A 22,833-nucleotide genomic window follows, 5' to 3' on the forward strand; every position below is an offset into this window, starting at 1 on the left:
CTCCTCAACTTGTCGACACGTCTGCGGTGTCGGTTCTTCTACTCGGGGGTGCGGGCCGGGCGTGTGCCGGGCCCGAGCGAGCGGCAGCGTACCGGGTCGACGCCAGCGGAACTGTCACCTGCGCGTCCCGGTACGGTCTCGATCACCGCGCGACCTGCCCGGACGCGGCCGCTTCCGCCCAGCCCGATAGGGTGACGCGGTGACCGAGCCCGCGTCCGCCGCCCGCATCGTCGTCCTCGTCTCCGGATCCGGGAGCAACCTTCAGGCGCTGCTCGATGCCACCGCCGACCCGGCGTACGGCGCCCGCGTGGTCGCGGTCGGCGCCGACCGGGACGGCATCGCCGGGCTCGACCGGGCGGCCGCCGCCGGAGTGCCGGCGTTCGTGGTCCCCCTGAAGGCGTACGACAGCCGCGAGGAGTGGGACCGGGCGCTCACCGACCAGGTCGCCGAGCACCGGCCCGACCTGGTCATCTCCGCCGGGTTCCTGAAGCTGGTCGGGCCGCACTTCCTGGCCGCGTTCGGCGACCGCTACCTGAACACGCACAACACCCTGCTGCCGGCGTTCCCCGGCATCCACGGCCCGCGTGACGCCCTCCACTACGGCGTGAAGATCACCGGTGCCACCCTCTTCTTCGTCGACGCCGGAATGGACACCGGCCCGATCGTCGCGCAGGTCGCCGTGCCGGTGCGCGACGACGACGACGTGGAATCCCTCACCGAGCGCATCAAGGTGGCCGAGCGCGGTCAGCTGGTCGAACACGTCGGTCGCCTGGTCCGCGAGGGTTGGACGATCATCGGAAGAAAGGTCACGATCCCGTGAGCTCCACTCAGGACGAGCGCCGCCCGATCCGGCGGGCGCTGGTCAGCGTCTACGACAAGACGGGCCTGGTCGACCTGGCCCGGGCCCTGCACGCGGCCGGCGTGGAGATCGTCTCGACCGGGAGCACCGCGGCGACCATCGCCGGCGCGGGTGTGCCGGTGACCGCCGTGGAGACGGTCACCGGGTTCCCGGAGGTCCTCGACGGCCGGGTCAAGACGCTGCACCCGAAGGTGCACGCCGGCCTGCTCGCCGACCTGCGCAAGGACTCCCACGTCGCCCAGCTCGACGAGCTGGGCGTCGCCGCGTTCGACCTGCTGGTCAGCAACCTCTACCCGTTCCAGGCCACGGTCGCCTCCGGCGCCGGCCTGGACGAGTGCGTCGAGCAGATCGACATCGGCGGACCGGCGATGGTGCGGGCCGCGGCGAAGAACCACGCCTCGGTCGCGGTGGTCACCGACTCGTCGGCGTACCCGGCGCTGCTCGCCGCCCTCGACGCGGGCGGTTTCACGCTGCGGCAGCGCCGTGCGCTGGCCGCGCGGGCGTTCGCCGACATCGCCGAGTACGACGTGGCGGTGGCGAACTGGTGCGCCGTGCAGCTCGGCGAGGACGCGGAGTGGCCGGGCTTCGCCGGTCTGGCGCTGCGGTCCGACCGCGCGCTGCGCTACGGCGAGAACCCGCACCAGGCGGCGGCGCTCTACACCGACCCGGACGCGCCGGCCGGTCTGGCCCAGGCCGAGCAGCTGCACGGCAAGGAGATGTCCTACAACAACTACGTCGACGCGGACGCCGCGTGGCGCGCGGCCAACGACTTCCCGGACCAGCCGGCCGTGGCGATCATCAAGCACGCCAACCCGTGCGGCATCGCCGTCGGCGCGGACGTGGCCGAGGCGCACCGCAAGGCACACGCCTGCGACCCGGTCTCCGCGTACGGGGGCGTGATCGCGGTCAACCGGCCGGTCTCCGTGGAACTGGCCCGACAGGTGGCCGACATCTTCACCGAGGTGGTGGTGGCGCCGGAGTTCGAGGCCGGTGCGGTCGAGATCCTGCAGGGCAAGAAGAACGTCCGGCTGCTGCGCGCCCCGGCCTGGAACCCGCCGCCCGCCGAGTGGCGGCAGGTCAGCGGCGGCGTCCTGGTGCAGATGGCGGACCGAGTGGACGCCACCGGCGACGACCCGGCGACGTGGACCCTCGCCACCGGCGACCCGGCCGACGAGGAGACGCTGCGCGACCTGGTCTTCGCCTGGCGGGCGATCCGCGCGGTGAAGAGCAACGCCATCCTGCTGGCCCGTGACGGCGCGACGGTCGGCGTCGGCATGGGCCAGGTCAACCGGGTCGACTCCGCGCGGCTGGCGGTCAGCCGGGCCGGCGCCGAGCGGGCGCGTGGCTCGGTCTGTGCCTCGGACGCGTTCTTCCCGTTCGCCGACGGCCCGCAGATCCTCATCGAGGCGGGCGTCCGCGCGATCGTGCAGCCGGGTGGCTCGATCCGGGACGAGGAGGTCGTCGCCGCCGCCAAGCAGGCCGGCGTGACGATGTACCTGACCGGCACCCGCCACTTCTTCCACTGACCCACCGCGCCCCGGCCCGGGCTCGCCCCGGCCGGGGCGAGCCCGGGCCCGGGTGGAGCGGTCAGGCCGTCGGGGTGGGGCGGAGCTCCGCGAAGTGGCAGGCCGACGGGTGCGGGTCGGCCGCGCGCGGGACGGTCTGCGGGTCCTCGACGGCGCAGATCTCCTGGGCCTTCCAGCAGCGGGTGCGGAAACGGCAGCCGCTCGGCGGGTCGGCCGGGGAGGGGACGTCGCCGGTCAGCCGGATGATGTTCCGGTCGTCGCGCGCCTCCGGGTCCGGCACCGGCACCGCGGAGAGCAACGCCTGGGTGTACGGGTGGGTGGCCCGCTCGTAGATCTCGTCCTCGGTGCCGATCTCCACGATCCGCCCGAGGTACATGACCGCGACCCGGTCGGAGATGTGCCGGACGACCGATAGGTCGTGCGCGATGAAGATGTAGGAGAGCCCCAACTCGTCCTGGAGCTGCTCCAGCAGGTTGATCACCTGAGCCTGGATCGACACGTCCAGCGCCGACACCGGCTCGTCGCAGACGATGATCTCCGGACGCAGGGCGAGCGCCCGGGCGATGCCGATGCGCTGCCGCTGACCGCCCGAGAACTGGTGCGGGTACCGGTTGATGTGCTCCGGGTTCAGGCCGACCACGTCCAGCAGCTCCTGCACCCGCTTGCGTCGGCTGCCCTTCGGCGCCGCGTCCGGGTGGATCTCGAACGGCTCGCCGATGATGTCGCCGACCGTCATCCGCGGGTTCAGCGACGTGTACGGGTCCTGCATCACCATCTGCATGTTCCGTCGCAGCCGGCGCAGCGTGGAGCCGGACGCCTTGAACAGGTCCTGCCCCTCCAGGGTGGCCCGGCCCGACGTCGGGGTCTCCAGCCGCATCAGCAGCCGGGCCAGCGTCGACTTGCCGCAGCCGGACTCGCCGACCACGCCGAGGGTCTCGCCCCGGCGCAGCTCGAAGCTGACCCCGTCCACGGCCTTGACCGCGCCGATCTGCTTCTTCAGGAGCACACCGCGTGAGATCGGGAAGTGCTTGACGACGTTGTCGACGGAGAGGATGGTCTCGCCGCGGACCTTGGTGGAGCTAGCGGGCGCTGTCATCACGGACCTCCTGCGCGAAGTGGCATGCGCTGGTCCGGCCGTCGCCGAGGACCAGGTCGTGCGGCACCACGTCCACGCAGACCTGCTGCACGTACGGGCACCGGGGGTGGAACGGGCAGCCGGAGGGGATCCGCATCAGGTTCGGCGGCAGTCCCTTGATCGTCGACAGCTCCTGGCCACGGACGTCCAGACGCGGGATCGACTCCAGCAGGCCCTTCGTGTACGGGTGGGCCGGCGCCCGGTACAGCGACCGGACGTCGGCGTGCTCCACGATGCGACCGGCGTACATGACCGCGATCCGGTCCGCGACGCCGGCCACGACACCCAGGTCATGGGTGATCAGGATCATCGCCATGCCGAGGTCGCGGCGCAGGTCGGCGAGGAGGTCCATGATCTGGGCCTGCACGGTGACGTCGAGGGCCGTGGTCGGCTCGTCGGCGATCAGCACCTTCGGGTTGAGCGCCAGCGCCATGGCGATCATGACGCGCTGCCGCATGCCACCGGAGAACTGGTGCGGGTAGTCACCGATCCGCCGCGCGGCCGCCGGGATCTTCACCAGGTCCATCAGCTCGATGGCCCGCCGACGGGCGTCGGCGCGGGACATCCCCTCGCGTTGGCGCAGCGTCTCCCCGATCTGCCAGCCGACCGGGAAGACCGGGTTGAGGGCGGAGAGCGCGTCCTGGAAGATGATCGCGATCTCCTTGCCGCGCACCTGGCGGCGCTCACCCTCCGACATGCTGAGCAGGTCGCGCCCCTGGTAGAGGATCTGACCCGAGCGGATGTGCGCGGGCGGGGTGTCGAGAATGCCCATGATCGCCTGCGCGGTCACCGACTTGCCCGAGCCGGACTCACCGAGCACGGCGAGCGTCTCGCCCGCGTCCAGGTGGTACGACACCCCGTTGATCACCTTGGCGACGCCCTCGCCGGTGCGGAACTCGACGTGCAGGTCCCGCACCTCGAGCAGGTGGCCGCCCTCCGGGGTGGCGGAGGCGGGCGTGGGCTGGACGACGGAGTCAGTCATGGGTCACCGCAGCTTCGGGTCGAAGGCGTCGCGGATGGCGTCGCCGAGCATGATGAACGCCAGCACGGTCAGCGCGAGGAAGACGGACGGCACGATCAGCGGAGTCGCCGATTCCCGCATGTGGACCCGGCCGGTGTCGATGTCCTGGCCCCACGAGATCGTCGGTGCCTTCAGGCCGATGCCCAGGAACGACAGCGTGGCCTCGGCGGCGATGAACGAGCCGAGCGCGATGGTCAGCACCACGATGGCCGGGGCCAGCGAGTTGGGCAGGATGTGCCGCCACATGATCCGGCCGTTGCCGGCGCCGAGCATCCGGGCCGCCGCGACGTAGTCCTGCCCCTTCGCGGTGATGACCGAGGAGCGGACGACGCGGGCCGCCGTGGTCCAGCCGAGGACGGCCAGGACGAAGACGACCGCGGTGATGCGGGCCGCCGAGCTGTCGCTGGAGACGCGCTTGAGCAGCACGATCGCGGCGAGCAGCAGCGGGATGCCGAGCACGATGTCGATCACGCGGGAGAGCACGGCGTCGACCCAGCCACCGAAGTAGCCGGCGAGCATGCCGACGGTCAGCGCGATGATGCCGGTGATCGCGGCGGAGAGCGCACCGACCACCAGCGACGCCCGGGTGCCGTAGACGGCCCGCGCGTAGGTGTCGCAACCCTGGAAGTCGTACCCGAAGATGGCGCCGCCGGACGGCCCGGCGTTCTGCCGGGAGAGCATGCAGTCCCGGGGGTCGTTCGTGGCGAACACGCCGGGGAGGATCGCCATCAGGGTGATGATCGCGACCAGGGCCAGCGAGACCCAGAAGATGGGGTTGCGGCGCAGGTCGCGCCAGGCGTCGCCGGCCAGGCTGCGGGGCTTCTGCGGGGTGCCGACCTGACTCGGGGTGCCCGGCTCCCCCGAGGGGCCACGACGGGCGGCCTGGTTCTCGCTCGCCGCCACGGTCTCAAAATCACTCATAGCGGATCCTCGGGTCGAGTACGGCGTACAGGACGTCCACCACCAGGTTGGAGAGCAGGTAGACCACGACGAGGACGCTGACGATGCCCACCACCAGGGGGCCGTCCTCGGTGCGGATGCCCCGGAAGAGGTTGAACCCCACGCCCGGGATGTTGAAGACGCCCTCGGTGATGATCGCGCCGCTCATCAGGTTGCCCAGCTCGACGCCGAGGAAGGTCACCACCGGGATGAGCGAGTTGCGCAGCACGTGGATGCTGACGATGCGGCGCTTGACCAGGCCCTTCGAGCGGGCGGTGCGGACGTAGTCGGCGCGCAGGTTCTCGGCCACCGAGGTGCGGGTCAGCCGCAGCGCGGTGGCCAGGGAGAGTGAGCCGAGCACGATCCCGGGCAGCAGCAGGGCGTAGAAGGTCGGCTCCGCGCCGGCGGTGGGCGGGAAGAGTTGCCACTTGACGCCCAGGAAGAACTGCGCGAGCGGCGCCAGCACGATGGTCGGGATGCCCAGCACCAGCAGGGTCAGCACCAGCGTGGAGTTGTCGAAGATGCCGGCGCGGCGGATGCCGGCGATCACGCCGGCCGTGACGCCGAAGATCACTGCCACCGCGAGCGCGATGAGGGCGAGCTTCACGGTGATCGGCCACGCCTGTCGCAGGATGTCGCCGATCTGCCGGCCGGTGAGCGACTGACCCAGGTCCCCCTGGAGCAGGTTCTTGACGTAGTCGAAGTAGCGGTAGAAGAACCCGCCGATGCCGGTCGCGTCGAGGTGGTACTTCTCCGTCAGGTACGCCCGCTGGGCCGGCGTCACCGGCCGTTCGCCGGCGAGCGCCTGGATCGGGTCGCCCTGCCCGGCGAACATCAACGCGTACACGATCAACGTGGTCCCGAAGAACGCCAGGACCATCTGCAGGAGGCGCCGCAGGATGTAGCGGAACATACTTCCCAGTCTCTCCGGAAAAATGCGAAAGGGGCGCCGGACCGTATCTCTGGTCGTACCGGAAATATCAGGGACCGGTTCTCCGCCCGCCCTCGTGGGGGCCGGGCACGGGCCCGGCCCGGTCGGGTGCGACCGGGCCGGACCGCGTGTGGTCGGGCCACCCGGGGGTCTCCCGGGTGGCCCGTGCCTCGGTCAGGTCAGTCGGCCAGCTCGATCTTGGTCAGGTTGACGCGCTGGTAGGCGTCGACCTCGACGTTCTTGACCTTGCTCGAGTGCCCGAACACGTTCTCCTGGTAGCGGAGCGGGATCACCGGCATGTCCTTGGCCAGGATGTCCTCGGCCTGCTGGAACTTCTTGATCGCCTCATCCTCGGTGGGCGCCGCGGCGCCCACCTTCACCAGCTTGTCGAACTCCGGGTTGCTGTAGCCGTAGTAGTTCGACGAGCCGTTGGTGCTGAACAGCGGGCCCAGGTAGTCCTCCATGGACGGGTAGTCCATGATCCAGCCCATCCGGAACGTGCCGACCGGCTGCTTCTTCTCGACCTTGGTGAGCAGGTCGGCGAACTTCGGCTCGGCCACGCCGACGGCGTCGACGCCCAGGTTGGCCTTCAGCTGGTTGACGGTCGCGTCGACCCAGTCCTTGTGACCGCCGTCGCCGTTGTAGGAGATGGTGATCTTCTTCGGGCCGCCGGCCGCCTCGTACAGCTTCTTCGCCTCGGTCGGGTTGTACTCGGTCGCCGCGCCGCCGCCGTTCTCCCGGAAGCCGGGCAGGATCGGGGAGACGAACGAGTGGGCCGGCTGCTGCGTGTCCTTGAAGATGGACTTGGTGATCTCGTCCCGGTTGATCGCCATGGAGATCGCCTTACGGACGTCCGGGTTGGCGTAGTCCTTGTCGAAGGTCGGGAACGCCAGGTACTGGATGCCGGACATCGGGCTGGTCTGGTAGCGGTCGCCCAGGTCGGCCTGCGCGGTGCTGAGGTTCTCGGCCGGGATCGTCGTCAGCACGTCGAGGTTGTCCGCCTGCAGGTCCGCGTACGCGGCGCTGAGCTGCTGGTAGATCCGGAACTCGACGGCCTGCACCTTGGGCTTCTCGCCCGGGAACGCGTCGTACCGCTCGACCTCGATCTTGCTGTCGTGCTGCCAGGTGCCCTTCATCTTGAACGGGCCCTGGCCGATCGGCGCCGCCTCGTACGAGTCCTTGAGCACGCCCGGGGCGGAGAACGCCGCCTCCGGCATCGGGAAGAACGCGTCGTAGTTCAGCATCGACCGGAAGTCGATGAACGGGTCGGTGAGCGTCACCTGGAAGGTCAGGTCGTCGACCTTCTTGAGGCCGGACAGGGTCTTCGCCTTCGGCGCGTCGCCCTGCAGGTCGGCGTAGCCGGCGATCTTCTCGAAGAAGTAGTTCGCGTCCTGACCGTTGGGCGCGTACGCGCCGTAGTTCCAGGCGTTGATGTAGTTGTCGGACGTGACCTTCTCACCGTTGTGGAAGGTGTAGCCGTCCTTCAGCTTGATCGTCCAGACCTTGTTGTCCGGCGAGGTGATCGACTCAGCCGCGTTCATGACGGGCTTGCTCTGCGCGTCGAAGGTGACGAGCGGGCTGAACAGACCCTGGAGGACCTGGTCGCCGTTCGTCTCGGTGGTGTTGGTCGGGACCAGGTGCTTCGGTTCGCCGATCCAGATGCTGACTGCCTTGGAGTCGCTGCCGGACCCACCGTCACCGCCGCTGCCGCAGGCCGCCAGGCCCAGCGTCACCGCAAGCGGGAGGGCGGTCCAGGCGGCGAGCCTACGAACTCGCATGGTGCCTCCTCATCTCCTCACACTGCGCAGTCGGGCCCGACGCTGGGTGACGCTGCGCAACGACCGGTAACGGTAGGTCGGATGGTTCGCTTCGGCAACGAGCCGGTTGCGACTCCGTAACGGTGCCGCCGCCCAACCCTTGCCACCGCGTCGGAACGCTGGTAGGGAAATGCTGGCGTTATGCGGTTTGAAGTGCGGTTATGTGGGTGGGGGGCGCCGCTTTCCCGGCCCGTTCGGTTCGGGCTGGGAGGTAGCCGCCCGAACATCCGGTTCGTGCCCGAGGTGTCCGCACTGACGTTTACCGGCGTGATGGAATACACGTTCCAGTTACCTTGAGTGAGGAAAGACACGTCACCGAAAGTCACCGGGATGCCTAGCCGGAGGACCTCCTCCGGGCCGTCGGGAGCGGGTCGTCCGAACGGCGGACGCCCGACGTGAGACGATTCCGTACGTGACGGCGACGCTTCTGGACGGCAAGGCGACCGCGGCGGAGATCAAGGACGAGCTGCGGACGCGGGTCAAGGCACTGGCGGAGCGGGGCATCACTCCCGGCCTCGGCACCGTGCTGGTCGGCTCCGATCCCGGCTCCCAGGCGTACGTCAACGGCAAGCACCGGGACTGCGCCGAGGTGGGCATCGCCTCCATCCGGCGGGAGCTGCCCGCCGACGCGACCCAGCAGCAGGTCGACGACGTGCTCGCCGAGCTGAACGCCGACCCGGCCTGCCACGGCTACATCGTCCAGCTGCCGCTCCCGGCCCACCTCGACACCCAGCGGGTGCTCGAACTGATCGACCCGTCGAAGGACGCGGACGGCCTGCACCCGGTCAACCTGGGCCGGCTGGTGCTCGGCTACCCGGGCCCGCTGCCCTGCACCCCGCGCGGGATCGTGGAGCTGCTCCGCCGGCACGACGTGGCGCTGCACGGCGCCAAGGTCGCGGTCGTGGGCCGGGGCAACACCGTCGGCCGTCCGCTCGGCCTGCTGCTGACCCGGCGGAGCGAGAACGCCACCGTGACGCTCTGCCACACCGGCACCCTCGATCTCGCCTCGCACACCCGGGCGGCCGACATCGTGATCGTGGCGGCAGGCGTACCGGGCCTGCTCACCGACGAGATGGTCTCCCCGGGCGCGGTCGTGGTCGACGTCGGGATCACCCGCGTGGTCGGGCCGGACGGCAAGGGTCGCTACACCGGTGACGTGGACCCGAGTGTGGCCGAGGTCGCCGGCGCGCTGGTCCCGATGCCCGGCGGTGTCGGACCGATGACCCGGGCCATGCTGCTGACCAACGTGGTCGAGCGCGCCGAGCAGGGCTGAGCGCTCGGCACAACGGTTCGCCCATCGAGGTCATAACCGTCCGCCCCTGGCCGGTTCGGTGCCAGGATGACTGATACGGTCCGGAAAACCGACTGGTATCAGGGAGTGGGACGACCATGGGTAAGAAGGTCACTGTCGTCGGGGCCGGCTTCTACGGCTCCACCACCGCACAGCGCCTGGCCGAGTACGACGTCTTCGACACCGTCGTGATCACCGACATCATCGAGGGCAAGCCGGCCGGCATCGCACTGGACCTCAACCAGTCGCGTCCGGTCGAGGGCTTCGAGACGAAGGTCGTCGGCGTCACCACCGGCCCGAACGGCGAGGGCTACGAGCAGATCGAGGGCTCGGACGTCGTCGTGATCACCGCCGGCCTGCCGCGCAAGCCGGGTATGAGCCGGATGGACCTGCTGGAGACGAACGCCAAGATCGTCCGTCAGGTGGCCGAGAACGTCGCCAAGTACGCCCCGAACGCCGTCGTCATCGTCGTCTCCAACCCGCTGGACGAGATGACCGCGCTGGCCCAGATCGCCACCCAGTTCCCCAGGAACCGGGTGCTCGGCCAGGCCGGCATGCTCGACACCGCCCGGTTCACCAACTTCGTCGCCGAGGCGCTGAACGTGCCGGTGAAGTCCGTGAAGACGCTGACCCTGGGCTCGCACGGCGACACCATGGTGCCGGTGCCGTCGAAGAGCACGGTCAACGGCAAGCCGCTGCGCGAGGTCATGCCCGACGACCAGATCGAGGACCTGGTCGTCCGCACCCGCAACGGTGGGGCCGAGGTCGTGGCCCTGCTCAAGACCGGCTCGGCCTACTACGCCCCGTCCGCCGCGGCGGCCCGGATGGCGAAGGCCGTCGCGGAGGACTCCGGCGAGGTCATGCCGGTGTGCGCCTGGGTCGACGGCGAGTACGGCATCTCCGGGGTCTACCTGGGTGTCGAGGCCGCGATCGGCGCCGAGGGCGTCAAGCGGGTCGTCGAGACCGACCTGGCCGCCGACGAGCTGGCCAGCCTGAAGGAGGCCGCCGAGGCCGTCCGCGCCAAGCAGGCCGACGTCGCCAACATGTGAACAAACCCGAGCCACGGAAGGGGCGCGCCGGCCACCGGCGCGCCCCTTCCGCGTTCCCCACCCCGCCCCGGCTCCGACCGCGCGTGCCCCGACCCCGTTGATCATGAAGTTGTTGCCGTCCGCGTCGGCGTGTCGGGCGACAACTTCATGATCAACGCGGGGAGGTGGGGTGCCAGGGGGTGAAGGGGTTGGTCAGGTGGGGGGTGGCCAGGGTCAGTGGGCCACCGCCGGTGGTCAGGGATTCCAGGAGGGCTCGGCGGGAGGTGCGGGCCTGATCCGGGTCCTCCTCGTGGGCGTACGCCAGCTCCGGGTCGACCAGCTGCACGGCGTGCACCAGCAGGTCGCCGGTGAGCAGGAGCCGTTCGTCGTCCCCGTCGAGCAGCACGGACTGGTGACCGGGCGTGTGCCCCGGCGTCGGCAGCAGGCGTACGCCCGGACCGATCGTGGCCTCGCCGTCGACCTCGCGGAGCCGGCCGGCGGCGCGCAACGGCGCGACCAGCCCGGCCCGCAGCCCCGGGTTGAGCACGTCCAGGGCGGCCAGCTCGGCCCGCTGCACCAGGTACTCGGCGTGCGGGAAGTACGGCGTTCCGGGTGAGCCGGTGACCGCCCAGCCGACGTGGTCGGTGTGCAGGTGGGTGAGCACGACGGTGCGTACGTCCGACGGGTCGATGCCGGCGGCGGCGAGTTCGTGCGGCAGCCGACCCGGCACCGGCGCCCAGCTCGCGGCGGGGGAGTCGGCCGGCCCGAGGCCGGCGTCCACCAGGGTGACGGGGCCGTCGCCGCACCGGACGGCGAAGCAGCGGAACTGGAGCCACCAGCCGTCGTCGACGGTCACCGCGCCCGGATCCCGCGCGTCGGCCGCCTTCCAGTGCGCGGCGGTCGCGGCCGGGAACGCCTCGGTGCGGGGCTGGAAGAAGGGCCCCTCGCCGTCGAAGATCGCGGTGACCGTGATAGACCCGAGGGTGCGGCTCGGCGGCATCCGGCGATGATGGCACCGAGGCCGACGGTCCGGCATCCCGGTTTCTCCGACGCCCCCGTCCGGGCAGCTCAGTCGTGGGACGGGGTCGAGTGGGGAACGCCGGCCGGTTCCAGTACGCTCGTACTGCTTGAGCATGTGTCCCCCGAGAGGAGCGCCGGCCGATGGCGAAGATCAAGGTAAACAACCCGGTCGTGGAGCTCGACGGCGACGAGATGACCCGGATCATCTGGAAGCAGATCCGGGAGCAGCTGATCCTGCCCTACCTCGACGTCGACCTGCACTACTACGACCTGTCGATCCAGCACCGCGACGAGACCGACGACCAGGTCACCGTCGACGCGGCCAACGCCATCAAGGAGCACGGCGTCGGCGTGAAGTGCGCGACGATCACCCCGGACGAGGCCCGGGTGGAGGAGTTCGGCCTCAAGAAGATGTGGCGGTCGCCGAACGGCACCATCCGCAACATCCTCGGCGGCGTCGTCTTCCGCGAGCCGATCATCATGTCCAACGTGCCGCGGTTGGTCCCCGGCTGGACCAAGCCGATCATCATCGGCCGTCACGCCCACGGCGACCAGTACAAGGCCACCGACTTCGTCGTCCCCGGCCCGGGCACGGTGACCATCACCTACACCCCGGCCGACGGCGGCGAGCCGATGGAGATGGAGGTCGCCAACTTCCCCGGCGGCGGCATCGCCATGGGCATGTACAACTACGACGAGTCGATCCGGGACTTCGCCCGCGCCTCGTTCCGGTACGGCCTGGACCGCAACTACCCGGTCTACATGTCGACCAAGAACACCATCCTCAAGGCGTACGACGGCCGGTTCAAGGACATCTTCGCCGAGGTGTTCGAGAACGAGTTCAAGGCCGAGTTCGACGCCGCCGGCCTCACCTACGAGCACCGGCTGATCGACGACATGGTCGCCGCCGCGCTCAAGTGGGAGGGCGGCTACGTCTGGGCGTGCAAGAACTACGACGGTGACGTGCAGTCCGACACCGTCGCCCAGGGCTTCGGCTCGCTGGGTCTGATGACCTCCGTCCTGCTCTCCCCGGACGGTCGGACCGTCGAGGCCGAGGCCGCGCACGGCACGGTCACCCGGCACTACCGGCAGTGGCAGAAGGGCGAGAAGACCTCGACCAACCCGATCGCGTCGATCTACGCCTGGACCCGGGGCCTCGCCCACCGGGGCAAGCTGGACGGCACCCCGGCGGTCACCGAGTTCGCCAACACCCTGGAGCAGGTCATCGTCGACACCGTCGAGGGTGGCCAGATGACCAAGGACCTGGCGCTGCTCATCGGTCGGGACGCCCCGTGGCTGACCACCGACGAGTTCATGAACACGCTCGACGAGAACCTGGCGCGCAAGCTCGCCGCCTGATCCTCGCCACGCACCGAACGGGCCCGCCGGCACTCCGCCGGCGGGCTCCGTCGTCCCGGGCCGGGCCGTTCTCCGTCACCTTGTCCGGCGCGCCTCGTTGACCAGCGTGGACGAGATGCCAGTCGCGTCCACGGAAGGTTGACCGCGGTCGCCTCGCGGCACGAGTGCCGATCAGCCAGCCTTCCCGGCTGTCGAGCACAGCCAGCCGTCCCTTCCCTGCGGGGGGCCCTGTCCCGGGCCCCCCGCGCCCTGTTCCGGGCCCGCGCGCTACGCGGCGCGCAGGAGTTACGCGGCGCGCAGGAGTTCGGCGGCGCGCTCCGGGGCGATGTCGTTGATGAACACGCCCATGCCGGACTCGGAGCCGGCCAGGTACTTCAGCTTGTCCTTCGCGCGCCGGATGCTGAACAGCTGCAGGTGCAGGTGGCCCAGCTCGCGGTCGATCCGGACCGGCGCCTGGTGCCAGGCCGCGATGTACGGCATCGGCAGGTCGAACAGCCCGTCGAAGCGGCGCAGCAGGTCCAGGTAGAGCGGCCCGAACGCGTCCCGCTCGGCGTCGTCGAGCGCCGGGATGTCCGGCACCGGCCGGTGCGGGGCCACGTGCACCTCGAACGGCCAGCGGGCCGCCGCCGGGACGTACGCCGTCCAGTGCTCGTTGCTCGCGACGACCCGGTCGCCGGTGGCGCGCTCGGCGGCGAGGACGTCCGCGTACAGGTTCCGGCCGCCGGTGCGCTCGGCGTGCCGCCGGGCCGCCGCCAGCATCGCGCGGGTCCGGGGGGTGACGAAGGGGTACGCGTAGATCTGCCCGTGCGGGTGGTGCAGGGTGACGCCGATCTCCACGCCCCGGTTCTCGAAGCAGAACACCTGCTCCACCCCGGGCAGCTCGCCCAGCGCGGTGGTGCGGTCGGCGAGCGCGTCGAGCACGGTGCGGACCCGGGTGGGCGGGAGGCCGGCGAACGAGGCGTTGTGGTCGGAGGTGAAGCAGACCACCTCGCAGCGGCCGAGGCCCGGCCGTACCGGGGTGAACGGGGTGATCTCGCCGGGCTCCTCGGCGACCCGCCCGCTCAGCGACGGGAACCGGTTCTCGAAGACCACCACGTCGTAGTCGGGCGCCGGGATCTCGGTCAGCCGATCACCCTCCGACGGGTCGAGCGGGCACTCGTTCGCCGGGGGCAGGAACGTGCGGGTCTGCCGGTGCACGGCGACGGCGACCCACTCGTCGGTCAGCGGGTCGTACCGCAGCTGCGAGGCGGGTGGCGGCGGCGGCAACTCCCGCCGGTCCGGCTGGTCGCGGACCGCGTCGTCGCGCTCGTCGAAGTAGATCAGTTCCCGGCCGTCGGCCAGCCGGATCGCGGTGCGCTTCACTCCGCCGCCCCTCCACTCGTCGGCGTGGCCGTCGCCCGGCCCGCCCCTGTCGCGCTCACCATCACGAGTTCGCCCACCCGGTCGCCGAGTACCCCCCGCGCGTCCGCCGGCAACCGGTCGTCGGTGACCAGTACCTGCGCCGCGGCGAGCTCGACGATCGACGAGATCCCGACCGTGCCCCACTTGGTGTGGTCGGCGAGCACCACCAGCCGGTCCGCCGCGGCCACCAGGGCTCGGTCGGTCTCCGCCTCCATCAGGTTCGGCGTGGTGAAGCCGGCCCGCTCGGTGATCCCGTGCACGCCGAGGAAGAGCAGGTCCAGGTGCAGCGACCGGATGGCTCCGACGGCCAGCGGGCCCACCAGCGCGTCGGACGGCGTCCGCACCCCGCCGGTCAGCACCACGGTCTGGTCGGGGCGCCCCCCGGTGTGCAGGATCTCGGCCACCGGCAGCGAGTTGGTCACCACGGTCAGCCCGGGCACGTCCACCAGGCGGTGCGCCAGCTCGGCGGTGGTGGTCCCGGCCGAGAGCGCGATCGCCCCGCCCGGCCGGACCAGCTGCGCCGCCCGGTCGGCGATGGCCGCCTTCTCGGCGAGCTGCCGTACGGACTTCGCCCGGAAGCCCGGTTCGTCCGTGGAGCCGGGGCCGGCGACCGTCGCGCCGCCGTGCACCTTGGCGAGCAGGCCGCGTTCGTGCAGCGACTCCAGGTCGCGCCGGATGGTCATGTCCGAGACGCCGAACTCGGCGGCCAGTTCGGTGACCCGCACGCCGCCCGCCGCCCGGACCCGTTCCAGGATGGCCGTCTGCCGCTGCTGCGCCAGCATCCCGCCGCACCTCCCAGACGCCCACGAACTCTCACGTGGTCAAACGTGTTCCAACAAGTTTGAACACTAGCGCGTAGCCGGGAGCGGCGGAAGAAACGGGGGTGCCCTTCGGGTCAGGCGGCCGGGAGCCGGGGCTCGACCCAGCCGGTCTCGGTCAGGTGGTGCAGCACGCCCTGCACCGCCTCGTCCACACTCAGGTTGCTGGTGTCGATCACCAGGTCGGCGTCGGTCGGCTGCTCGTACGGGTCGTCCACACCCGTCATCCCGGTGAGCAGGCCGGCCCGGGCCCGCGCGTACAGGCCCTTGCGGTCGCGCTGCTCGCAGACCTCCAGCGGGGTGGAGACGTGCACCAGCACGAAGCCCGCCCCGGCGGCGAGCGCCATCTCGCGTGCGGTCGCCCGCGCCGCCGCGTACGGCGCGATCGGGCAGCAGATGGCCAGGCCGCGGTGCCGGGCGATCTCGGCGGCCACCCAGCCGATCCGGCGCACGTTCAGGTCGCGGTCGGTCTTGGTGAACCCGAGCCCGGCCGACAGCTCCCGGCGGACCACGTCGCCGTCGAGCAGGGTGACCGTGCGGTCCCCGGTCTCACGCAGCGCGTCTGACAGCCCCCGGGCGATGGTCGACTTGCCGGAGCCGGAGAGGCCGGTCAGGAAGACCACGAGCCCGCGGTGCCGGCGCGGCGGACGGGCCTTGGCCAACTCCTTCGCCACCGCCGGCGGGGTGTGCCACTCGGGGAGGGGGAAACCCCGGTCCAGCAGGTCGTCGATCTCGTCCTGGGTCAGGGCCAGCCGCCGGTTGCGTGGCGGGATGTCCTCGCGCCAGCGCCACTGCCCGTCCCGGTTGTCGTAGGCCAGTTCGCGGGGCACCAGCACGCGCAACCCGGCGCCCGAGAGCATCTCGCCGGTCGACAGCAGGTGGGTGACGCCGTACGCGCCCGACACCCGCGCCCGCAGCAACGCGTCGCTGATCTCGTCGCGGCGGCGGGACAGCGGCACGGCGACGATGGTGGCCGGGGGCATCCGGTCCCGCGCGGCGAAGATCGCCCGCACCAGCGCCTCGGGCGGCAGGCCGCCCAGCCCGTCCTCGCCGATCGGAATGAGGACCAGCAGGTGTGCGGCCAGGGTGCGGGCGGCGTGCGCGATCTGGGCGAGCTGCGGGCGGTGCAGCGGCCGGTCGGCGATCACCCCGAGCACCCGGCCCGGGGGCAGGAGCGCCCGCACCTCCTCCGGGTCGCGGCGCAGCCGCTGGAAGGGGCCGTGGCCGCCGTCACCCAGCCGGCGGACGGTGCCGCCCACGCCGGCGACGCCGTCGCGGACCGGCCACGTGTCGGCCACGTCCAGCGCGGCGACCGGGGCGCCCTCGCCGTCGGCCAGCACCACGGCACGCCGCGCCGGGTCGCGCGGGTCGAGCGTCTGCGCCAGGGCGGCCGGCACCTGGAGGGTCACCGGGACCTGCCAGGGGGTGCCGTCGGCGAGCCGGCCCCGCCGGCTGACCGAGACCAGGTCGGCCCGCGTCATGAAGCCGGTCAGCGGTGTGTACGCCCCGGTCAGCAGGAGCTCCAGGTCGGCGAGCTCCCCCGGGCGCGGCGTGTACGCCGGCGCGTCCCGGAGAACCTCGTCGGGCAGCACCCACCCGTTGCTCATCACACCCCCCACTCGCTGGCCGGCACACAGTTTCTCAGCCGGCCGCCGATCGGTCGAGACCGCCACTCCACCGCCGTGAACGGACGGCGGCGTGTCGGTGTCCCAGAAGCCTCCTACCGGCCGAGTGACCGGGCGAGGCGCGCCGGTACCCCGTCCCGTCCGACGCGTCGCACGACCGCGCCGCGTACCCGGGACCAGAACGCGTCCTTGGCGCGGACGACGGGATCCGCGCCGTCGGCGGAGAAGTGCAGGAACAGCGGCAGCCGGGCGTCGGCCGTCCACCCGGAACTGGTGACCCGGGCCTTGAGGAACCAAGTGCCCTGGGTACGTCCGGAGTTGAGGGCGGCGGTGTCGATGGTGGCGGTGGCGCGGTGGACCACGTACACCCGACCACCGGGCTCCGTGGGGTCCGGCACCCGCTCGCTGCTGAGCGTGACGGGCAGGAAGATCTCCTCGTTGGTCTGTCGCCGGCGGGCGACGACGTCCACCCGGCTCGGCCCCGGCGTGGCGGTGAGATCCCGCAGCGCCGGGTCGACTCCGTCCACCGGCAGCACCAGCAGCTCCCGGTCGCCGTCCGGGCTCAGCGCGACCGGCCGGCCCTCCGACTGAAGGTGCGCGGCGATGTCGACGGTCAGCGTGCCGCCGGTCATCTCCTGCCGCTCGACCGTCGCGGTCACGTCGATCCCCGACTCCCACCGGGCCAGCCGGCGCAGGTCCGCGACCCGGCCGTGCTCGGCGAGGTGCGCCACCACCCGTTGCAGCGGCGGCAGGCCGGCGGCGACACCGGGCGCGAAGCGGTCCCGGATCACCTGCCGGACCTCCTCGACGACCTGGCCCGCCCAGTCCTGCGGGGCGTCGAGCAGCCGCTGCCCGCGCAGTCGGCTGATCATCTCGTTGCGCAGCCACCGTCGGTGCAGACGGTCCCGCAGCGGGCCCGGCTCGACGTGCGCGTCGACGACGTCCAGCGCCTCGCGGAGGGCGGCGAAGTACTCCGCCGGGTCCAGGGGCCGGGCGGTCACGTTGCCCGCGTCGGCGCGCTTGCGGTGGTGATAGCAGGTGTAGTCGGAGAGGACGGACGTCCGCCGGGAGAGCAGGTAGGCCCGCACCACCATCCGGTGGTCCTCCAGGCGCAGCAGCGGGCCCTCGGAGAAGCGCAGCTCGTGCTCGTTCAGGAACGACCGCCGGAACAGCTTGTGGCAGGTGAGGCTGTCGATCAGGGGAGCGTTCGCCAGCGTGGCCTGGAAGCGGTTCTTCCGGAACAGCTCCCGCGGCACCGCCCGTCCGTGCCCGGTCATCTTGCCGATGACCACGTCCGCGTCGTTCGCCTTGGCGCAGGCGTAGAGCCGCTCCAGGGCCTCGTCGCCGAACCAGTCGTCGTCGTCGGCGAAGAACACGTACTCGCCCCGGGCGTGCTCCACCCCGACGTTGCGCGGGCGGGACGGCCAGCCGGAGTTCGGGATGTGGAGCACGCGGAAGTTCGGGTGCGCGGTGGCGAGGGCGTCCAGGCGGGCGCCGGTCCCGTCGGTCGAACCGTCGTCGACGAAGACAGCCTCGAACTCGTCGGCGGGCAGGGACTGGCGCCGCAGCGAGGAGACGAGCTTGTCCATGTGCCGGCCGCAGTTATAGGCCGGTACCACCACGCTCACCTTGGGCACACTCATGCGCCTGACCCTTCCGGCCGCCGGAGTCGATCGCCCCGAAACGGTAGCCGGGCCGAGGCGGAAAGCATAGGCGTGCGTGAGCGACCGGTTCGACGCCGGCGGCGGGCCCCGTCGACGGATCCGGGCGCATTAGGGGTCGGCGGGCTCGGGGATCGGGGTCGGACCAGGGGCGAGCCGGATACCCGGAAGCCTGCGGGCTGCCTACGCTGTGTGGCGTGACACTGATCGCGACCGAGTCATTGACCAAGACGTACGGGGGTGGGGTCACCGCGCTCGCCGACCTCACCGTCGCGGTCGAGCCGGGGATCATCGGGTTGGTCGGCGCGAACGGCGCCGGGAAGTCGACCCTCATCAAGATCCTGCTCGGCCTGCTCGGCCCGACCAGCGGTCGGGTCCGGGTGCTGGGCCTCGACCCGACGACCGACGCCGCCGGCGTGCGCGCCCGGGTCGGCTACATGCCCGAGCACGACGCCCTGCCACCGGACCTGAGCGCCGCCGAACTGGTCACCCACCTCGGGCGGATCAGTGGGCTGCCGCGTACGGTCGCCCGCGAGCGGGCGTCGGAGGCACTGCGGCACGTGGGCCTCTACGAGGAGCGCTACCGCCCGGTCGGCGGCTACTCCACCGGCATGAAGCAGCGGGTGAAGCTCGCCCAGGCGCTGGTGCACGACCCCGACCTGCTGCTGCTCGACGAACCGACCAACGGTCTCGACCCGGCCGGCCGGGACGCCATGCTCGCCCTGGTGCACCGCATCGGCACCGAGTTCGGGATCTCGGTGCTGGTCTGCTCGCACCTGCTGGGCGAGGTCGAGCGGATCTGCGACACGCTGGTCGCCATCGACGGCGGCCGGCTGCTGCGCGCCGACCGCATCTCGGCCATGACGTCGGCCACCGACGTGCTGGCCGTCGAGGTCAGCGAGGGCACCGAGGAGCTGGCGGCGCGGCTCGCCGCGCTGCGCCTCCCGGTCAGCCGGGACGGCCGGCTGCTGCTCGTCCCGCTGGCCGACGAGGGCACCTACGACCTGATCCTCGGCGCGGTCGCCGAGCTGGACCTGCCGCTGCACCGGCTCGACCAGCGCCGGCACCGGGTGGCCGAACTCTTCGCGACGAGGGAGCCCAGCCATGTCTGAGCCCACCGGTGTCATCCACGACATCGGCTACCAGCGCTACACCGGCCCGCGGCTGGGCCGCCGACACGTCTTCGGCGCGCTCTACCTGCACGGGCTCCGGACCGCGTTCGGTCTGGGACGCAGTGCCAAGGCCAAGATCTTCCCCTGGCTGGTGATCGGCATCGTCACCCTGGTCGCCGCCGGCGTCACCGCGGTGCGCAGCCAGATCGGCGAGGTGGTGATGACGTACGCCCAGTTCGCCGACGCGATGAGCTGGCTGGTCATCTTCTTCGTGGCGGTGGTCGGGCCGGAGCTGGTCTCCCGCGACCTGCACAGCGGGGTGCTGCCGCTCTACTTCTCCCGCCCGCTGCCCCGCGGCGACTACGCACTGGCCAAGCTGGCCGCGCTGGGCAGCGCGCTCTGGCTGCTGCTCGGGGCGCCGCAGCTGGTGATGTTCCTGGGCGCCGCGTTCACCACCAAGGACGGGATGAGCGGTGTCTGGGACGAGTTTCTCGACCTGCTGCCCGGCCTGCTCTACGCCGCGCTGTGGGCGGTGGTCTTCGCCTCGGTCGGGCTGCTCATCGCCTCGCTCACCGGCAAGCGGGCCTTCGCGGCCGGCGGCATCGTGGCCGTGTTCCTGATGACCGCCCCGATCGTCGGCATCCTGTCGATCATGCCGTCCCGCACGGTCAACGAGTTGGCGATGCTCGGCTCGCCCACCGCCCTGATCCACGCCGTCGGCCAATACACCCTCGGCGACCTGCTCGTCCCCGGCGGGGATCCCGAGACGCAGATCGGCGGCTTCGGGCCGGTCTACGTGGCCGCCGCGGTGCTGCTGGTGGCCGGCTGCGTCGCCCTGCTTCTGATGCGATACCGGAAGGTGGCCGCCCGATGAGCACCGTCAGCACGGAGCCGGCGGCCCCGGCCACCCCCGCCTCCGCCCTCGACCTGGCCGGCGTCTCCCGCTGGTACGGCAACGTGGTGGCGGTCAACGACGTCAGCATGCGCCTCGGGCCGGGCGTCACCGGGCTGCTCGGCCCGAACGGCGCGGGCAAGACGACCCTCCTGCACATGATGGCGGGTTTCCTCTCCCCGTCGCGCGGCACGGTGACCCTGGACGGCGCGCCGACCTGGCGCAATCCGGAGGTCTACCGGCGGCTCGGGCTGGTCAGCGAGCGGGAGGCGGTGCACACCTTCCTCAGCGCGTACGAGTTCGTGCTGGCCAGCGCGAAGCTGCACCGGCTGCCCGACCCGAAGGAGGCGGCCCGCCGCGCGATCGCGCTGGTCGAGATGGAGAGCGCGCAGGACCGGCGGATCGGCACCTACTCCAAGGGCATGCGCCAGCGCGCCCGGGTCGCCGCGGCGCTGGTCCACGACCCGCAGGTGCTGCTGCTCGACGAGCCGTTCAACGGCATGGACCCCCGGCAGCGGCTGCACATGATGGAGCTGCTGCACCGCCTCGGCGACGCCGGCCGCACCATCCTGTTCAGCTCGCACATCCTGGAGGAGGTCGAGCAGGTCTCCGGCACCGTCCAGGTGATGGTCGCCGGTCGGCTGGCCGCGTCCGGTGACTTCCGCACCATCCGCCGGCTGATGACCAACCGGCCGCACGTCTTCGCGGTGCGCTCCACCGACGACCGCGCGCTGGCGGTCGCGCTGATGGCCGAGGCGTCGGTGACCGGCGTCGAGCTGGCCCGCACCGGGCTGACCGTGCAGGCCGGCGACTACGGCGCCTTCACCCGGGCGCTGCCCCGAATCGCCCTGGCCCAGGGGATCCGGGTCCGGCAGTTGGTGCCCGAGGACGAGTCCCTGGAGAGCGTCTTCTCCTACCTGGTGGAGGCCTGATCATGTCGACCGTTTCCTGGATCACCGCCCGGGGTCTCTTCGGCCGCCGCCGGTTCCTGCTGCTCCTCCCGCTGCCGGTGGTGCTCGTGCTGCTCGCCGTGCTCTCCCGCTCGCTGGGCGTCGACCCAGGGGAGTGGGGGCCGCCGGTGCTGGTCGGCCTCGGGCTGGCCGTGGTGCTGCCGGTGGTCGCGCTGATCGTCGGCACCGGCGTGCTCGGCGCGGAGATCGACGACGGCACGGTGGTGCACATCCTCACCAAGCCGCTGCCGCGTTGGCAGATCGTGCTGCCCAAGCTCGCGGTCGCCACCGGGGTCACCGCGGTCACCGTCGCCGTGCCGATCTACGTCGCGGGCGTGCTGGCCCATTCGGTACGCCTCGGTCTGGCGCTCGCGGCCGCCGCCGCGCTCGGCGCGCTGGCGTATTCGGCGCTGTTCCTGGCGCTGAGCCTGATCACCCGGCGACCGGTGCTGCTCGGCCTGGTCTACGTGCTGATCTGGGAGGGCCTGCTCGGCAACTTCGTGAGCGGCACCAAGGTGCTCTCCATCCAGCAGTACGTGATCGCGCTCGCCGACCGGCTGGCCCCGACGGGGCTGCTGGAGACCAGCGTCTCGGTGCCGGTGGCGGCGGTGATGACCGCGCTGGTCAGCGTCGGGTTCACCGTGCTGGCGATCGACCGGCTGCGCTCGTTCAGCGTGGCCGGCGAGACGAGCTGAGCGAACGGCCGGGCCGGCCGGTGGGCCGCCGAGTCACCGGACAGCAGGTGCGGCGATGGTAGGGCTGGCCGGATGGATCCGGCTGCCGTGGTCGGCGAGGCTGGACGCGTGAGTGCGGAAGCGGGACAGGTGCTGGCGCGCCAGCGGTATCCGGGCGCGCGGCACTGGCTGGTCAGCCTGGCGGTGGCCGGATCGGCCGCCGCCGCGACGACCACGATCGCCCAGGGCAGCGGCCACTTCCACTGGTGGGCCGGGTTCGTGCTGATCCCCGGCGCGCTGATCGCGGCGACCGGGGGGCCACTGCTGGCCCGGGGCGGCGGACGAGCCTTCGCCGGGTACGTCGTCGCCTGCGTCGGCGCCCTGGTCTTCGCCACCGGCGCGCTGCTCATGGTCGGTGCGATGAGCCGCGGCTGGCCCGTGATGATCATCCTGCCGTGCCTGGCGGTCGCCGGCACCTACTTCTGGCGGCCCGCGCATCCGCTCGCCCGGGGGCTGCACCGGGCGGTGGCGCTCCTGGCCCTGTCCGGGGCGCTCCTCGGCGGCACCTTCCAGCTGATCCGTGCCGGCCTGGTGGACTTCGGCGACACCGGCTGGTGGGGGGCCTTCATGATGCTGGCCGCGGTGATCGTGCTCGGCAACGCGGCCGAGCTGACGCGGCACCGGATGCCGTACCGGCTCCAGGCCATCACCCTGCTCGCCGGCCCCGCCGTGGTCGCCTTCCTGCTCGGCCTGCGTTTCCTCCGCGGCTGGTGA

At 71.7% G+C, this 22,833-nt stretch carries 20 protein-coding genes; 10 read left to right on the forward strand and 10 right to left on the reverse strand.

What is annotated here, in order from left to right; genetic code table 11:
• The first annotated feature begins 199 nt into the window (after positions 1–199).
• Both purN and purH read left to right on the forward strand, forming a co-directional pair.
• Positions 200–820, forward strand: coding sequence for a phosphoribosylglycinamide formyltransferase (gene purN, locus GA0070620_RS26135; protein ID WP_091595149.1), 621 nt, complete (start codon positions 200–202; stop codon positions 818–820).
• Positions 817–2,385: a bifunctional phosphoribosylaminoimidazolecarboxamide formyltransferase/IMP cyclohydrolase gene (purH, locus tag GA0070620_RS26140; RefSeq protein WP_091595151.1), complete on the forward strand. Its 1,569-nt coding sequence runs from the start codon at positions 817–819 to the stop codon at positions 2,383–2,385. Before purN ends, purH begins: the two co-directional genes overlap by 4 nt.
• A gap of 61 nt (positions 2,386–2,446) precedes the next feature.
• Here the strand turns inward: purH and GA0070620_RS26145 are convergent, their stop codons facing one another.
• From GA0070620_RS26145 to GA0070620_RS26165, 5 genes are all read right to left on the reverse strand, one after another.
• Positions 2,447–3,481, reverse strand: a complete 1,035-nt coding sequence (locus GA0070620_RS26145) for an ABC transporter ATP-binding protein (RefSeq protein WP_091595153.1) — start codon at positions 3,479–3,481, stop codon at positions 2,447–2,449.
• On the reverse strand, positions 3,465–4,502 hold the full coding sequence (locus tag GA0070620_RS26150; protein WP_091595155.1) for an ABC transporter ATP-binding protein: 1,038 nt from the start codon (positions 4,500–4,502) through the stop codon (positions 3,465–3,467). Before GA0070620_RS26150 ends, GA0070620_RS26145 begins: the two co-directional genes overlap by 17 nt.
• Positions 4,503–4,505: 3 nt before the next feature.
• Positions 4,506–5,462, reverse strand: coding sequence for an ABC transporter permease (locus GA0070620_RS26155; RefSeq protein WP_091595157.1), 957 nt, complete (start codon positions 5,460–5,462; stop codon positions 4,506–4,508).
• Positions 5,455–6,393, reverse strand: coding sequence for an ABC transporter permease (locus GA0070620_RS26160; protein ID WP_091595159.1), 939 nt, complete (start codon positions 6,391–6,393; stop codon positions 5,455–5,457). The genes GA0070620_RS26155 and GA0070620_RS26160 overlap by 8 nt, the downstream gene beginning before the upstream one ends.
• A gap of 197 nt (positions 6,394–6,590) precedes the next feature.
• Positions 6,591–8,189, reverse strand: a complete 1,599-nt coding sequence (locus tag GA0070620_RS26165) for a peptide ABC transporter substrate-binding protein (RefSeq protein WP_091595161.1) — start codon at positions 8,187–8,189, stop codon at positions 6,591–6,593.
• A 451-nt stretch (positions 8,190–8,640) separates the two neighbouring features.
• On the opposite strand from GA0070620_RS26165, the gene GA0070620_RS26170 reads away from it, so the two are divergent.
• Both GA0070620_RS26170 and mdh read left to right on the forward strand, forming a co-directional pair.
• The gene (locus tag GA0070620_RS26170; protein WP_091595163.1) at positions 8,641–9,501 is read left to right on the forward strand and encodes a bifunctional methylenetetrahydrofolate dehydrogenase/methenyltetrahydrofolate cyclohydrolase; all 861 of its coding nucleotides are present in this window, start codon (positions 8,641–8,643) and stop codon (positions 9,499–9,501) included.
• A gap of 116 nt (positions 9,502–9,617) precedes the next feature.
• A complete protein-coding gene (mdh, locus tag GA0070620_RS26175) occupies positions 9,618–10,568 on the forward strand; it encodes a malate dehydrogenase (RefSeq protein WP_091595165.1) in 951 nt (316 codons plus the stop codon).
• Positions 10,569–10,719: 151 nt separating this feature from the next.
• Here mdh and GA0070620_RS26180 read toward each other — a convergent pair whose 3' ends face one another.
• Positions 10,720–11,547 (reverse strand): MBL fold metallo-hydrolase, encoded by an 828-nt coding sequence (locus tag GA0070620_RS26180; RefSeq protein ID WP_091595167.1) that lies wholly within the window; start codon positions 11,545–11,547, stop codon positions 10,720–10,722.
• A 161-nt stretch (positions 11,548–11,708) separates the two neighbouring features.
• Between GA0070620_RS26180 and GA0070620_RS26185 the strand changes: the two genes are divergently transcribed.
• Entirely contained in the window at positions 11,709–12,926 is a 1,218-nt protein-coding gene (locus GA0070620_RS26185; RefSeq protein ID WP_091595169.1) for an NADP-dependent isocitrate dehydrogenase, read from the forward strand.
• A 285-nt stretch (positions 12,927–13,211) separates the two neighbouring features.
• On the opposite strand, the gene galT is transcribed toward GA0070620_RS26185, so the two are convergent.
• The 4 genes from galT to GA0070620_RS26205 form a co-directional block, all read right to left on the reverse strand.
• On the reverse strand, positions 13,212–14,288 hold the full coding sequence (gene galT / locus GA0070620_RS26190; protein WP_091595171.1) for a galactose-1-phosphate uridylyltransferase: 1,077 nt from the start codon (positions 14,286–14,288) through the stop codon (positions 13,212–13,214).
• The gene (locus GA0070620_RS26195; protein ID WP_091595173.1) at positions 14,285–15,109 is read right to left on the reverse strand and encodes a DeoR/GlpR family DNA-binding transcription regulator; all 825 of its coding nucleotides are present in this window, start codon (positions 15,107–15,109) and stop codon (positions 14,285–14,287) included. The genes galT and GA0070620_RS26195 overlap by 4 nt, the downstream gene beginning before the upstream one ends.
• A 113-nt stretch (positions 15,110–15,222) precedes the next feature.
• Positions 15,223–16,752, reverse strand: coding sequence for an adenylyl-sulfate kinase (gene cysC, locus GA0070620_RS26200; RefSeq protein ID WP_091595174.1), 1,530 nt, complete (start codon positions 16,750–16,752; stop codon positions 15,223–15,225).
• 113 nt (positions 16,753–16,865) lie between these two features.
• Positions 16,866–18,413: a glycosyltransferase family 2 protein gene (locus tag GA0070620_RS26205; RefSeq protein WP_091595176.1), complete on the reverse strand. Its 1,548-nt coding sequence runs from the start codon at positions 18,411–18,413 to the stop codon at positions 16,866–16,868.
• Positions 18,414–18,628: 215 nt separating this feature from the next.
• Between GA0070620_RS26205 and GA0070620_RS26210 the strand changes: the two genes are divergently transcribed.
• The 5 genes from GA0070620_RS26210 to GA0070620_RS26230 all read left to right on the forward strand — a co-directional run bounded on the left by GA0070620_RS26210 (position 18,629) and on the right by GA0070620_RS26230 (position 22,833).
• A complete protein-coding gene (locus GA0070620_RS26210) occupies positions 18,629–19,543 on the forward strand; it encodes an ABC transporter ATP-binding protein (RefSeq protein ID WP_091595178.1) in 915 nt (304 codons plus the stop codon).
• Entirely contained in the window at positions 19,536–20,417 is an 882-nt protein-coding gene (locus GA0070620_RS26215) for an ABC transporter permease (RefSeq protein WP_091595180.1), read from the forward strand. The genes GA0070620_RS26210 and GA0070620_RS26215 overlap by 8 nt, the downstream gene beginning before the upstream one ends.
• Positions 20,414–21,367: an ABC transporter ATP-binding protein gene (locus tag GA0070620_RS26220; protein WP_091595182.1), complete on the forward strand. Its 954-nt coding sequence runs from the start codon at positions 20,414–20,416 to the stop codon at positions 21,365–21,367. The genes GA0070620_RS26215 and GA0070620_RS26220 overlap by 4 nt, the downstream gene beginning before the upstream one ends.
• A 2-nt stretch (positions 21,368–21,369) precedes the next feature.
• Positions 21,370–22,080, forward strand: coding sequence for an ABC transporter permease (locus tag GA0070620_RS26225; RefSeq protein ID WP_091595184.1), 711 nt, complete (start codon positions 21,370–21,372; stop codon positions 22,078–22,080).
• Between the two features lie 108 nt (positions 22,081–22,188).
• The gene (locus GA0070620_RS26230) at positions 22,189–22,833 is read left to right on the forward strand and encodes a hypothetical protein (RefSeq protein ID WP_091595186.1); all 645 of its coding nucleotides are present in this window, start codon (positions 22,189–22,191) and stop codon (positions 22,831–22,833) included.

Origin of the sequence: Micromonospora krabiensis, assembly GCF_900091425.1 — a bacterium.
In the GTDB taxonomy this organism is placed as follows: domain Bacteria; phylum Actinomycetota; class Actinomycetes; order Mycobacteriales; family Micromonosporaceae; genus Micromonospora; species Micromonospora krabiensis.